The following is a 13,737-nucleotide window of genomic DNA, read 5'->3' as shown; positions in this document are numbered from 1 at the left end:
ATAATAGTATTTATGAAAAAAATAATTTACTTAGTGGCTTTTTTAAACGTTTTTAACATCTTTGGTTGTGCTGGAACACAAAATGTGGATTATCCTTATCAAGAAACGTCTTCTAACGAAGGAAGATATCTGTACGATATGGGAGTCTCTTACCTAACAAGTGGTAACAACGCAATGGCTATCTCATATTTAGAAAAAGCTATTCAAACCTACAAAAATCCGGATGTATACAACTCTTTAGCATTAGCTTACCAATTTGCCGGAGAGTTTACAAAAGCAGAGATTGTATTTAAAGAAGGTTTAGAAAGGTATCCAAACTCTCCGGAACTACTTACAAACTACGGAATACTACTTGCAATCCAGAAAAGATACAACGATGCTTTAAACTATTTAAAAAAAGCTGAAAATCACACCACTTACCAAAGAAAAGAGATAGTTTTTTTTAACATGGCACTAATATACAAAGATACCGGAAAAGAGGATTTATTTTTAGAGTACATGAACAAAGCTATAATGTATAACTCAAACTATTTAAATGCGTATACAGCCTTAGGTGATTACTATTACGAAAAATATTTAGATAAAAAAGACCTTTCTTATTTAAAATTTGCAAGAGAATATTACGCAAAAGCTTTAACACTAAGTTTAAACGACCCTGTAATATATTTTAAACTTGGAAAAGTTTACCGAGATTTAGGACAGATAGATTTAGCAAAATTTTACTTGGAAAAAGCATTGAAGTCTTCACAAGAAAACAAACAACTACAAGAAGAAATAAGAAAAACTTTGTTAGATATGATTGAAAATACACATTCTTACGAAAAACCAATAGAAGATGAATATAAAAAGCAAGAAACAGAAAAGTCAAATAATTATAACAATTCAGAGGTAGAAAATATAAAAATTTTAATCAAATAAAGGAGAGTCATGGATAAAAAGATTTACTTATCCATAGTGGTACCAATTTACAACGAAGAAGAAAATCTTCCCATACTTTATAAAAAAATTAAAGATGTAATAGAAAATCTTTTTCGTCAAGAAAAATACAAAGACAAAACCTATGAAATAATATTTGTAAACGACGGAAGTAAAGATAGGTCTTGGGAAATTATTAAAGAAATTGCAGAAAAAGACCCTCATGTAGTAGGAATAAATTTCAGGAGGAATTTTGGTCAAACGGCAGCTATGGCAGCCGGATTTGATAAAGCAAAAGGTGAAATAATAATAACGATGGATGGAGACCTACAAAACGACCCAGAAGATATTCCTAAACTTCTTGAAAAGATAGATGAAGGATACGATGTTGTCAGTGGTTGGAGAAAAGACAGAAAAGATGCTTTTTTAAGTAGGACACTACCATCAAGAATTGCCAACTGGCTAATTTCAAAAGTGACAGGTGTACATCTACATGATTACGGTTGCTCTCTTAAAGCCTACAAAGCAGAAGTTGCAAAGAGTTTAGATTATTACGGTGAAATGCACAGATTTTTACCTGCACTGTCAAAAGTTGTAGGTGCAAACATAACAGAAATTCCTGTTAAACATCATCCTAGGATTTACGGAAAGTCAAAATATGGTATATCAAGGACATTTAAAGTTATCCTTGATTTAATATGGGTAAAGTTTTTATTAGACTATAGAAATAAACCTTTAAGGGTATTTGGTGGATTTGGATTTTTATTTTTAATAGTTGGATTTTTAATATTGTTGTACCTTACCTGTGAAAAGGTGTGCTTAGGACATTCAATAGGGAATAGACCTCTTTTAATATTTGGAGTTTTGATATTTTTAACAGGAATAAATCTGATTTCAACTGGTATTATAGCTGAGTTAATCATAAGAACTTATTACGAGTCTCAAGGGAAAAAACCTTATGTAATAAAAGAAATTATTCAAAAGAATGAATAAAATAAAAATAATAAAACTCCTTTTATCAATCTTTATCAGTGGATTATTTTTATACTTTTTTCAAAGAGTAGTAGGCTTTGATAAAATATTTAGTTTTTTTCAATTGCTTACATTTCAACAACTAATTTTGGCATTTGTTTTTTACATTTTTAGTTATATAGCTAGAACTTATAGGTGGCAGTATACATTAAGCATTAAAAATTTCTATAAACTTTTTAAATTAACAGTTTTCAACACTTTTTTTAATATAATTCTACCTTTTAGGACAGGAGAGATTTCTTTCTTCTATATGCTTAAAAAAGAGGGGGTTCATATCGCTGAGTCAACAATGAGTTTTATTATAACGAGATTCTTTGATGGGATTTCACTGGTTGGTATTTTTTTATTAACATACTTTATTTATAATGGATTTTTATTTTTAGGAATTTTAGCCTTTATTTTAGTTCCATTTTCATTTATTATTTTGCCAGTTGTTTTAAAATTTATAAAACATGAAAAAGTTAAAGAGTACAATCGTAATATGATAAATTTTAAAAACATTGTTATGGTTTACCTTTTATCGGTTTTAACCGTAATACTTAAATTTTCGGCATTTTATATCATTCTTCCAAAAGAATCCGGATTAAACATTTTACAATCTTTTTTAGCTTCTTCTTTGGCAGATTTAACAACTGTATTACCTATTCACGGAATAGCCGGAATAGGAACTTACGAAACAGGGTATGCAGGAATTCTTATATTCTTAGGTACATTAAGGGAAATTGCCTTACTTTCAGCTTTTTTAGTTCACACATTTATAATAACAAGTAGCAGCCTTTTAGCTACTACCCTGTATTTGCTGAACATCAAAAAGATCTAAAAGCTTGCTCCAATCTTTCTTTTACTATTTTAGCCGTTATTTCCGCTACATATTCTTTAAGCTCATTTTTTATAAGGTTTGTAATCTCTTCTTTTAATACTTTTTCTGCTTCTTCTCTTGCTTTTTCTTTCAACTGATTTTTTATATCTTCAAGTTCTTTCATTGTCTCATTTTGAAAGTCTATTTGTAAATGGTCTATTATAGTGTTTATCGCAGGATCGTTTTTTAAATAATTTCTGGCTATGTCCAAAACCACATTCTTAATATCCTCCGAAGAGATCTGAATGTTAAAGTTGGCAACCATATCTTTTCCTCCTTCATTTATTACTACCTTATCTTCTTCTTGACTTGTAAGTATATCATCTATTGAAACTTTTTCAAAAGCGGTTTTTTTTGTCTCCATTAACTCTTCAGTTATACCTAAATTCTTTATCTCTTCACCAAAGTTTTCCAAGGATTGGTCTACTTTTTCTGTTTGTAAAAATTCACTATCGGTTTTAATTTCCTCTTTTTCTTTATCTTTATAAACACTTTCAAATTCTTGAATTAAAGAATCTAAATCAATATTTTTCTCAACTTTACTTTCTTCTTTACTTTCCATAAGTTGGAAATCAAAAGATTCCAATATATCTTCAATATTTTTTCCTTCCGTTGGTTGAACTTTTGTTTCCGTTAGCCCGTAATCTAAACTCAAATCGTTAAACTCTATATCAAAAGTAGTAGCTTTTTCTATTGTAGTGTTTTTACCTTCAAAATCAGACTCTTGTGGTTTATAACCAAAAAGTTGATTTTCAACTGTATTTTTTTCATCTGTAAGTTTTTCTTTCAATAACTCCAAATCTCTCTCTTTATTGAAAAATTCTATTTTTCCATCTAAAGACTCTTTACCTATAGGATTTTGAGGTATAGTTAAAACATAGTATCTTAAATTTTTATCTTTCATTTTGTTTATAAGATACCTAAGGTCATCTTCCGCAAAAACACCGGATGATGCATCGTAAACTACTGTGTTGATACTATCGTTAAAACCTTTTATAAACGCCAAACTATCGCCGAATACTTCATATTTGATACCCTTTAAACTCTCTATCAAATTTTCAACGAATTTGGTATCGTATGATATTATAGCCACGGACATTTTTAAACCTCCTATCTGTATTCTTAAACCTTTTCGGCAAAATTTTTGTATAATTTAGTATGTTTATTATCTCATAAAAAAGAGGTGTTTGCTGTGCTTTTTAAAGAAGTTGATTTACCTGGAATAGGCAAAAAATTTTCTGTGATAACAGCTAACAAAGAAAAAGTTGTGGTTATAATTCATCTTTCTGGGAAAAGAGAAATATACTTCTTTGAAAAGGACGATTTTGATGAACCGGTATGTGCTTTTAGTTTAAACGAAGAGGAGGCTACTCAACTTGGTTCTATTCTTATGGGAACTTACTTTAAACCGGAAGCCAAAGAAGAAAAAGAGATGTTTATGAAAAATTTAGTGATTGAGTGGATAAATGTTGAACCTTCCTCTATATTGGCTAATAGAAGCATAAAAGAACTTGAAATAAGAAAAAAAACAGGTGCCTCTATAATAGCAATTATAAGGAACAACGAAACAATTACAAATCCTTCTCCTGACGAAATTATAAAACCAGGGGATACTTTGGTTGTTGTAGGGAATAAAGACCAGATTAAAAGATTTTTTGAAATTTTTTATCCTGTTTGCGAATTAGAGTAATGGAAAAATTTTTACTTACCTTAGGTTTAAGCACTTTTTTCCTTTTTATACTTGGAGTTTTAAGTAGATTTGTTAAAATTCCTACAATAATAGCTTTTATTTTAGCTGGAATAGTGGCAGGTAGGTTTCTACATGAAGATATAACGATAGAAAGACTCAGTGAAATTGGTATTGTTCTTTTATTCTTCTATCTTGGTCTTGAGTTTAACATAGCAAGAGCTGTAGATGTTTCTAAAAGAATTTGGGTTGTTGGTCTTTTAGATATAATTTTTAATTTTGGTGCTATATCTGTACTGTTGCTGATTTTAGGATTTGATACTGTAATAGCCTTTTTGGGTGGTGCAATAGCTTACGCTTCCTCATCAGCTATAACCTCAAAAGTTATTGTAGATGAAAAAAGGATTGCCAATCCGGAAACTGAGATGATTTTGGGATTGATGGTCTTTGAAGATATTGTAGCTCCTGTTATGCTGGCGATTTTAGCGGGATTACTATCAGGTGGAAAGTTAGAACCTATTTCTTTTGGTATTATTATTTTCAAAGTTTTAGCTGTTTTTTCTTTTGTGATTCTTATTGCGATGACAATGAAGGATAAGATTTCAACTTTCATTGAAAGATTCTTAAACGAAGACATTTTTATTTTGTTTGCATTTGGATTACTAATTTCTTTTGCCGGATTTACCTATTACATAGGTTTATCTGAAGCTTTGGGAGCTTTCTTAATAGGCATGTTGATATCAGAATCTGGAAAAGCTGAAGAAGTTGAAAGAGTATTATTCTCTATAAGAGATTTAGCTGTTGCTATATTTTTCTTCGTTTTTGGTTCAAACATAGTTTTCAGTCCTGAGTTTTTTACATTACAAAATGTTATTATTTTAATCTTAATGGTTGTTGTTTCCATCGTAGGTAAAGTTTTAACGGGATATATAGGGGGTCAGATTTACGGATTGTCAAAAAAAGCATCTTTAACAGCCGGATTTTCCATTGTAAATAGAGGTGAGTTTTCAATAGTCATTTCCAAATTCTCTCCGGCTTCTTTTGTACCTCTTTTTGGTGTATACACATTTACAATGGCATTTATAGGAACCTTCTTTATACAGTACGCACCTAAACTAGCAAAAATGATTTTCAAACCAAAAAATAAAGGAGGTAAAATAAGTTATGAATATCCTAAAGTCTAAGGAGTTATTCAAAGAAGCGCAGAAGTTTTTGGTTGGTGGTGTTAACTCTCCTGTGAGAGCTTTTAAGTCGGTAGGTACAGACCCTATTTTTATAGAAAAAGGAAAAGGAAGCCGGATATGGGACGTTGACAGAAATGAATATATAGACTATGTTTTATCGTGGGGACCTTTAATCTTAGGACATGCCCACGACCAAGTTATTAACGCGATAAAACAGATTTCAAACTATGGCACAAGTTTTGGAGCACCTACCTATTTAGAAGTAGAGATGGCAAAAGCTGTTGTAGATGCTGTAAAATCCGTAGAAATGGTTCGGTTCGTAAACTCCGGAACAGAAGCGACAATGAGTGCTATAAGACTTGCAAGAGGCTACACAAAAAGAAAGAAGATAGTAAAGTTTGACGGATGTTATCATGGACATGGAGATAGTCTTCTTGTTTCAGCAGGTTCTGGAGTTGCAACCCTTGGAATACCCGGAACACCCGGAATTCCTGAAGAGTTAGCAAACCTAACGATAGTACTACCTTACAACGATATAGAAGCAGTAGAAGAAGCATTTAAAAAATACGGAGAAGACATTGCCTGTGTGATAGTAGAACCGGTAGCTGGAAACATGGGAGTTGTAGCACCTTCCAGAGAATACCACCAGAAACTTAGAGAGGTAACGCAAAAATACGGTTCTTTACTCATATTTGACGAAGTTATGACAGGATTTAGACTGTCCTACGGAGGAGCACAGGAGCTTTATGACATTCAACCAGATTTGACAACTTTTGGTAAAGTGATAGGTGGAGGTCTTCCAGTTGGAGCTTACGGAGGAAAAAGAGAGATAATGGAGTATGTAGCACCTGTTGGACCCGTTTACCAAGCAGGTACACTATCAGGAAATCCATTAGCAATGGCAGCCGGATTAAGGCAACTCCAACTTCTAAAAGAGTTGAACCCATACAGAGAGTTAGACGAAAAAGGAAAAATTATCGAAGAAGGCTTTAAAGAAATATCAAAAGAAACATCTATACCTATCCAGATAAACAGAGTTGGTTCAATGATAACGGTATTCTTTACACAAACACCAGTTAAAGACTTTACAACTGCGAAAACTTCGGACACTCAAAAATTTGCTAAATTTTTCAGATGTATGCTTGAAAAAGGTGTGTACCTACCAGCATCACAGTTTGAAGCATTTTTCCTATCTACAGCTCACAGTAAAGAAGACCTTTATTTAACCTTAGAAAAAGCAAGAGAATGTTTTAAAAATTTATAAAAGAGGAAAAGATGAAATGTCCTAAATGTGGCTCATTGGAAGATAAAGTTTTAGAAACAAGACAGTCAAAAGAAGGTACAGTTATAAAGAGAAGAAGGGAATGTTTAAAATGTGGATACAGGTTTACAACCTACGAAAGAATAGAAGAAGAATTTATAACCGTTGTAAAAAAAGATAACTCCGTTGAACCTTTTGATAAAGAAAAGATAGTAAGAGGAATAAAACTTGCATCTACAGGAAGACCAATTACAGAACAACAAATAAGACAGATAGCTGATGAGATAGAAAGATACTTTATAGATGAAGGTAAATTAAAGGTCACCTCAGCAGAAATAGGGGACATTGTAAAAAGTAAATTAAGGTCGTTAGACGCCGTAGCATTTTTAAGATTTGCTTCCGTATGTGATAACTTCCAAGACATTAAAGACTTTGAAAGTATAATAAAAGAGATAGAAAAGGAGAAGAAAGGAGAAAAGAGTGAGTAGTTTACAAGCTTTTATATTGGGAGTGGTAGAAGGTCTAACAGAATTTTTACCCATATCATCAACAGGACATTTAATATTAGCCTCTACATTGATGGGAATTCAGCAAACAGATAACCATAAAGCCTTTGAAGTTTCTATACAACTTGGTTCAATAATGGCTGTTGTGTTTTTATACTTTGAAAAGTTTAAAGATATACAACTGTTAAAAAAACTACTGATTGCGTTTATTCCTACCGGAACTCTGGGTTTTATTCTTTACAAATTGATAAAATCACTTTTTAACCCTTTCATTGTTGTATTTATGCTTGTGTTAGGAGGTTTGATTTTAATACTAATTGAGTACTACCATAAAAACAAAGATTATCCGATAAAAAGTTTTGAAGAAATAAACTACAAAAAAGCGTTTTTTATAGGAGTATTTCAGTCTATTGCGATGATACCTGGAACGTCAAGAAGTGGAGCTACAATAATAGGTGGTTTAATGCTTGGTTTAAACAGAAAAACGGCAGCTGAATTTTCATTTCTGTTGGCAGTCCCTACGATGTTTATGGCAACATTTTACGACATCTACAAAAATCACAGTAGTTTTAATGTGTCAGATTGGGAAAACCTTGTTATAGGATTTATTACAGCGTTTGTTTTTGCTATCTTGGCTATAAAACTTTTATTAAAATACATATCAAACCACAGCTTCACACCATTTGGGATTTACAGAATAATCTTGGGAATACTTTACTACATTATCGTATTGAGGTAAAAAGATGAACATTTTAGAAAAAATAATTCAAACAAAAAAGGAAGAACTTGAAAACTACACATCTTCTTACGTAAAACATCTTGAAAGTTTAGCATTGGAGAGAAAGAAAAAAGTGTTGGACTTTAAAAAAGCTATAACAGGTAAAGGAATAAACATAATAGCCGAAGTAAAGAAAGCATCACCATCAAAAGGTGTTATAAGGTACGATTTTGAACCTGTAACAATTGCAAAGATATACGAAGAAAACGGAGCAAAAGCTATATCCGTTTTAACTGATAAACAGTACTTCCAAGGAAGTATTGAGTACCTTTACAACATATCAAAAGAAGTAAATCTACCCTTACTACGAAAAGATTTCATAATAGACGAAAGACAGATACTTGAAGCTTACGCTTATGGAGCAGATAGTTATCTTTTAATCGCAAAAGTTTTAACTTTGCAAGAAATGAAAAAACTAATAGAATTTGGAAAAGAGCTTGATATGGAGCCCCTTGTTGAAATCCATTCCTACGATGAAGGAGTTAAATCTCTTTACGCCGGGGCAAAAATTATAGGAATAAACAACAGAAATTTGGAAACTTTCGAAGTTGATATAAATACATCTAAAGAACTCGCACCAAAAATGAAAAAATTGGGAGCAGAGGTAATTGTTGCTGAAAGCGGTTTAAACACAAAACAAGAGCTTTTAGAGTTGAAAAATTATCAAGTAGATGCATTTTTAATAGGAGAGTCCCTTATGAGAGAAAAAGACATAGGAAAAAAACTAAGGGAGTTGATTTAGTATGTACCAAAACATAAACAAGGAAATAGCAAAAATATTTAGGGATATGTCTCACATTTACGAGTTTTTAGATGATAAGTTCAGAGCTTTAGCTTACCAAAAAGCAGCCCAAGTTTTGGAAGACCTTCCCGATGACGTAAGAAACTACATAGAATCCGGAAAATTAGACGAAATAAGAGGTATAGGAACTCACACAGCAGAAAAAATAGTAGAGTATGTAAAAACCGGAAAAATACAAAAATACGAAGAACTTAAAAAATTAGTTCCACCGGATTTTTTAAAGTTGATGGAAGTCCCCGGATTTGGACCAAAAACTCTAAAAAAGATACACCAAGAGCTTGGTATATCAACAAAAGAAGAACTTATAAAAGCCCTTAAAGATGGTAGAGTCGCAAAAATAAAAGGCTTTGGACCAAAAAAAGTTGAAAACATGTTAAAAGGATTAGAGCTCTTTGAAAAATCCCAAGCAAGATTAACCCTTTGGGAAGCCCTTGAAATTAGTAACATAATAGTTGAAAAACTAAAAAAACTTAAAGAGATAAAAAACATTGAAGTAGCCGGAAGCCTAAGAAGAAGGAAAGAAACAATCGGAGATATAGATATTCTGATAACCTGTGATGACAAGGACAGAGAAAAAATAATAAACTACTTTGTAAATCTTGAAGACGTTAAAGAAGTTTTAGCAAAAGGAGACACAAAAGCAAGTGTAATAATAAAAGAAAAAGACAGACAGGTCGATTTAAGAGTTTTAAAACAAGAAGAATGGGGAAGTGGTCTCCAATACTTTACTGGCTCAAAAGAACACAACGTCCACCTTAGAGACTATGCAAAATCCATAGGACTTAAAATAAGTGAATACGGTGTTTTTGATTCAAAAACGGGAGAAAAAATAGCTGGAGAGACAGAGGAAAGTGTTTACAAAGCTGTAGGAATGCAGTGGATACCACCAGAATTAAGAGAAGATAGAGGTGAAATAGAAGCTGCTATTTCAGGAAAACTACCGATTTTAGTCGAACTTTCTGACATAAAAGGAGACTTTCACTGCCACTCAAACTGGACAGATGGATACAACACAATCTTAGAGATAGCAAAATATATCAAAGAAAACTTTAAATACGAGTACCTTGTAATAACGGACCACTCTAAAGCTGTAAGAGTAGCCCATGGCTTAACGGAAGAAGATGTTTTAAAACAGATAGAAGAGATAGACAAAGTAAACAAAATACTTGGGTACCCACTTTTAAAAAAAGGTATAGAAGTGGATATAATGTTGGATGGTTCGTTAGACCTTCCAGATGAAATTTTAGCAAAGTTAGACTGGGTAGTGGCATCCATACACACCCACTTTAACAGAGACAACACAGATAGAATAGTAAAAGCTATGGAAAATCCATACGTAAACGTAATAGGACATCCAACAGGAAGAATATTAGGAAGTAGAGAAAGTTATCAACTCTCAGATGAGATTTTTAAAGTGGCAAAAGAGACGGGAACAGCCTTAGAGATTAACTCTCAACCACTGAGAATGGATTTACCGGATGTGATGGTTAAAAAAGCAGTAGAAAGTGGAGTTAAACTTGTAATAAGTAGTGATAGCCATTCTTTATCTAACTTTCACTACATTCAGTTAGGTGTATACATAGCCCGTAGAGGATGGGCTAAAAAAGAAGATATAATAAACACCCTATCATGGCAAGAAGTTGAAAAGTTTGTTAAAAATAAAAGAAAAAAGTTCGGTGTTAAAGTTTGAAATTTGCATTTTTCAAAGAAAATTTAGACTATTTACCTTACAAAATTTTAGAAGAGATACTTCAAACAGATTACAAAGAAAATTTCTCAGATTACGCTGAATTTTATAACCTTTCGGGAGAAATAGAAAAAAATATATTCACTTTGTATCTACAACCCTTAAATAAAAAAGAAAAAATTTTTATAGCAACTTATGACTTAGAAAGAAAAAAAATAGTAGACCATATAGATAGATTAGAACTCAGAAGAGTACTTTTAGAAGAAAACAATAAGTTGGAAGAGTACAAAAAGCAAGAAATAGAAAGAAGTAGTAAAATAATTATATCCATAATCGGATTAATACTTGGTTTAATAATAACTTACTTTGTTTTAAAACTTTTTAGTGGAGGATTTTGATGAAAAGAGTAAGATTTGCACCAAGTCCTACCGGATATCTTCACCTTGGAAATGCAAGGACTGCTTTATTCAATTACCTATTTGCAAAACACGAAGGAGCAACCTTTATATTAAGGATAGAAGATACAGATTTAGAAAGGTCAAAAAAAGAGTACGAAGAAATGTTGATGGAAGATTTAAAATGGATGGGAATAGATTGGGACGAAGGACCAGATAAAGGTGGACCACACGGACCTTACAGACAATCTGAAAGGTTAGAAATTTATCAAAAATACGTAGATAAGCTTTTAAAATCCGGATATGCTTACTACTGTTACTGTAGTGAAGAAGAGTTAGAAAAAGAAAGAGAAAAAGCCATAGCAGAAGGAAGACCATACAGATACAGTGGTAAATGTAGGAATCTAACCCCTGAAGAAAGAGCAGATTACGAAGCAAAAGGAATAAAACCAGTTATAAGATTTAAAGTTCCGGATAAAACGGTCGTATTTGAAGATATAATAAGAGGTCATGTAGAGATAGACACGAAAGAGTTTGGAGATTTTGTAATAGTTCGTCAAGATGGTATGCCAGTTTACAACTTTGTAGTTGTCATAGATGACGCCTTGATGGGAATAACACATGTTATTAGGGGAGAAGACCATCTTTCAAACACACCAAAACAGATAGTTATATACGAAGCTCTTGGTTTTAACATCCCACAGTTTGCACACTTGCCTATAATACTTGGGGAAGATAGAACAAAACTATCAAAAAGGCATGGAGCAGTATCGGTCAGAGCACTGAAAGATGACGGCTTTTTATCGGAAGCTGTGTTTAACTACCTATCTCTACTGGGTTGGCATCCTAAGGACGAAAGAGAAATACTGTCTAAAGAAGAGATAATAAAACAGTTTAGAATACAGGATGTCAACAAATCTCCTGCAATATTTGATAGAACCAAACTAAGATGGATGAACGGAGTTTATATAAGAGAAATATTGGATTTAGAAGAACTTACCAAAAGAGCGATAGAATTTTTTGAAGGTTTTGGATACAAAGCTGATTTTGAATACTACAAAAAAGTTATGGAAGCAATAAGAGACAGCATAGAAACTCTAATGGATATTAAAGAAAGGGCAAAAGTGTTCTTTGTAGATGAGTTTCCTTTTAGCCAAGAAATAAAAGAAGAAGTAAAATCTGACCCTAACTTTTACAAAGTGGTAGAAATCTTTTACCAAAAGATAAAAGACTTACATTCTATAACCAAAGAAGATTTTAAAAACATAACAAAAGAAATACAAAAAGAGTACGGATTTAAAGGAAAAGGACTATTTCACCCTTTAAGAGTTGCTTTAACAGGAGAATCATCGGGAGTAGGACTGGATATTTTAGTTGAAGTTATTGGTATAGAAAGAGTAAAGTTTAGATTAAAAAGATTTTTAGAGTACTTTGGATGATGGAGATAAAAGACTTTAGAAAACTTAAGATAGGTTTTTTAAAGGAAGATGACAGCTTTTTAAAAGAAGAAGAGATAGAAAAAATACTTGAGAAAACTGATGACATGCAGGAAAAATGGTTTTTAAGGGGTATTGTACACATTCTTGAAAATCATTTTTCGGAAGCGATAAAGCGTTTTCAACTTGTAAACTGTAAAGAAGCTGTTTTACTAATATTGGCTTGCAGTTATAAAACAAAAGATGATTTTATCTTCAACGAATACAAAGCAAAGTTTGAAGAAGTTAGAGAGTGTGGATTTTTATCAAAATACTCTGTAAAACCAGTTTTTATTTACGATAAAAAAAATATCCATTTAAATGAAATTTTAAAGCTTTAAATGAAAACTTAATTGTTTTAAGCTTAAATAAGAAATTAGAGGATGGTGAAAATGAAACTAAAAGGTTTGTATGTAATCACAGATGAAAAGTTAACACCTTACGACAGAATGTTGGATATGGTAGAAAGAGCATTAAAGGGAGGAGCATCCATCGTTCAACTTAGAGATAAAAACAATCCGGATGAATTTTTAATCCCTTACTGTTTAGAGCTTAAAAAGCTATGTCATAAATACGATGCAATTTTTATTGTAAACGATAGAGTTGACCTTGCTTTAAACGTTGATGCAGACGGTGTTCATGTAGGTGAAGAAGACCCGGATGTGGTTGAAGTTCGTCAAAAAACAAAAGGGAAAATAATGGGTGTATCCTGTTATGGTAGTGTTGAAAGAGCATTACAGATGCAAGAAATAGGAGCAGATTATGTAGCTTTCGGTAGTTTTTATCCATCTCCTACAAAACCAAAATCAAGGATAGTTCCAAAATCAGTTGTCTTGGAAGCTAAAAATGTTTTGAAAATACCGGTATGTGTGATAGGTGGTTTAACAGCTGAAAATTCAAAAGAGCTAATAGATTTGGGAGCAGATATGGTAGCTGTAATCAGTGATGTTTGGACCGCATCTGATATAGAATCAAGGTGTAGGGAGTATATAAAGTTATTCCAAAAATAAGTTCTTTTTAAATAAAATCCTTAAATAAATTCAATATCTAAATCTTAAAATTTTGTAATCTTTTTTTAACAAATCCACTGATATAATAGTCAAATCACAACCAAAGAAGGTGATAAAAATGCATACCGGAAAAACCGGGTTTAAGG

Annotated in this window: 15 protein-coding genes; 14 read left to right on the top strand and 1 reads right to left on the bottom strand. The window is 32.1% G+C overall.

Going from position 1 to position 13,737, the window contains the following annotated elements; genetic code table 11:
* Positions 1–12 precede the first annotated feature (12 nt).
* Genes NE054_RS00075 through NE054_RS00065 form a run of 3 tightly spaced genes read left to right on the top strand, consistent with a single transcriptional unit; the run spans position 13 to position 2,767 of the window.
* Positions 13–918, top strand: a complete 906-nt coding sequence (locus tag NE054_RS00075; RefSeq protein ID WP_297886922.1) for a tetratricopeptide repeat protein — start codon at positions 13–15, stop codon at positions 916–918.
* Positions 919–927: 9 nt separating this feature from the next.
* The gene (locus NE054_RS00070; protein ID WP_297886921.1) at positions 928–1,908 is read left to right on the top strand and encodes a glycosyltransferase family 2 protein; all 981 of its coding nucleotides are present in this window, start codon (positions 928–930) and stop codon (positions 1,906–1,908) included.
* Positions 1,901–2,767, top strand: a complete 867-nt coding sequence (locus tag NE054_RS00065) for a lysylphosphatidylglycerol synthase transmembrane domain-containing protein (RefSeq protein WP_297886920.1) — start codon at positions 1,901–1,903, stop codon at positions 2,765–2,767. Before NE054_RS00070 ends, NE054_RS00065 begins: the two co-directional genes overlap by 8 nt.
* Here NE054_RS00065 and NE054_RS00060 read toward each other — a convergent pair.
* Entirely contained in the window at positions 2,754–3,905 is a 1,152-nt protein-coding gene (locus NE054_RS00060) for a hypothetical protein (protein WP_297886918.1), read from the bottom strand. The two genes, NE054_RS00065 and NE054_RS00060, sit on opposite strands and share 14 nt — an antisense overlap.
* Before the next feature lie 93 nt (positions 3,906–3,998).
* Between NE054_RS00060 and NE054_RS00055 the strand changes: the two genes are divergently transcribed.
* Genes NE054_RS00055 through thiE form a run of 11 tightly spaced genes read left to right on the top strand, consistent with a single transcriptional unit; the run spans position 3,999 to position 13,591 of the window.
* Complete coding sequence (locus tag NE054_RS00055; protein ID WP_297886916.1) at positions 3,999–4,496, top strand: cation:proton antiporter regulatory subunit; 498 nt, start codon at positions 3,999–4,001, stop codon at positions 4,494–4,496.
* Complete coding sequence (locus NE054_RS00050; protein WP_297886914.1) at positions 4,481–5,677, top strand: cation:proton antiporter; 1,197 nt, start codon at positions 4,481–4,483, stop codon at positions 5,675–5,677. Before NE054_RS00055 ends, NE054_RS00050 begins: the two co-directional genes overlap by 16 nt.
* Positions 5,658–6,941, top strand: a complete 1,284-nt coding sequence (gene hemL / locus NE054_RS00045; RefSeq protein ID WP_297886912.1) for a glutamate-1-semialdehyde 2,1-aminomutase — start codon at positions 5,658–5,660, stop codon at positions 6,939–6,941. The genes NE054_RS00050 and hemL overlap by 20 nt, the downstream gene beginning before the upstream one ends.
* Before the next feature lie 11 nt (positions 6,942–6,952).
* Complete coding sequence (gene nrdR / locus NE054_RS00040; protein WP_297886910.1) at positions 6,953–7,426, top strand: transcriptional regulator NrdR; 474 nt, start codon at positions 6,953–6,955, stop codon at positions 7,424–7,426.
* Positions 7,419–8,183, top strand: coding sequence for an undecaprenyl-diphosphate phosphatase (locus tag NE054_RS00035; RefSeq protein WP_297886908.1), 765 nt, complete (start codon positions 7,419–7,421; stop codon positions 8,181–8,183). The genes nrdR and NE054_RS00035 overlap by 8 nt, the downstream gene beginning before the upstream one ends.
* Before the next feature lie 4 nt (positions 8,184–8,187).
* Positions 8,188–8,964 carry an indole-3-glycerol phosphate synthase TrpC gene (gene trpC, locus NE054_RS00030; protein ID WP_297886906.1) on the top strand — a complete coding sequence of 259 codons (777 nt, stop codon included), beginning with the start codon at positions 8,188–8,190 and terminating at the stop codon, positions 8,962–8,964.
* A 1-nt stretch (position 8,965) separates the two neighbouring features.
* The gene (gene polX / locus NE054_RS00025; RefSeq protein WP_297886904.1) at positions 8,966–10,714 is read left to right on the top strand and encodes a DNA polymerase/3'-5' exonuclease PolX; all 1,749 of its coding nucleotides are present in this window, start codon (positions 8,966–8,968) and stop codon (positions 10,712–10,714) included.
* On the top strand, positions 10,711–11,109 hold the full coding sequence (locus NE054_RS00020) for a hypothetical protein (protein ID WP_297886902.1): 399 nt from the start codon (positions 10,711–10,713) through the stop codon (positions 11,107–11,109). Before polX ends, NE054_RS00020 begins: the two co-directional genes overlap by 4 nt.
* Complete coding sequence (gene gltX, locus NE054_RS00015) at positions 11,109–12,545, top strand: glutamate--tRNA ligase (protein ID WP_297886900.1); 1,437 nt, start codon at positions 11,109–11,111, stop codon at positions 12,543–12,545. Before NE054_RS00020 ends, gltX begins: the two co-directional genes overlap by 1 nt.
* Positions 12,542–12,922 carry a hypothetical protein gene (locus NE054_RS00010; protein ID WP_297886898.1) on the top strand — a complete coding sequence of 127 codons (381 nt, stop codon included), beginning with the start codon at positions 12,542–12,544 and terminating at the stop codon, positions 12,920–12,922. The genes gltX and NE054_RS00010 overlap by 4 nt, the downstream gene beginning before the upstream one ends.
* Positions 12,923–12,973: 51 nt before the next feature.
* Positions 12,974–13,591: a thiamine phosphate synthase gene (thiE, locus tag NE054_RS00005; protein WP_297886896.1), complete on the top strand. Its 618-nt coding sequence runs from the start codon at positions 12,974–12,976 to the stop codon at positions 13,589–13,591.
* Positions 13,592–13,737 lie beyond the last annotated feature (146 nt).

It is taken from the genome of Sulfurihydrogenibium sp., assembly GCF_027448985.1.
GTDB lineage: Bacteria > Aquificota > Aquificia > Aquificales > Hydrogenothermaceae > Sulfurihydrogenibium.
This window is presented reverse-complemented; position numbering and strand designations above follow the sequence as displayed.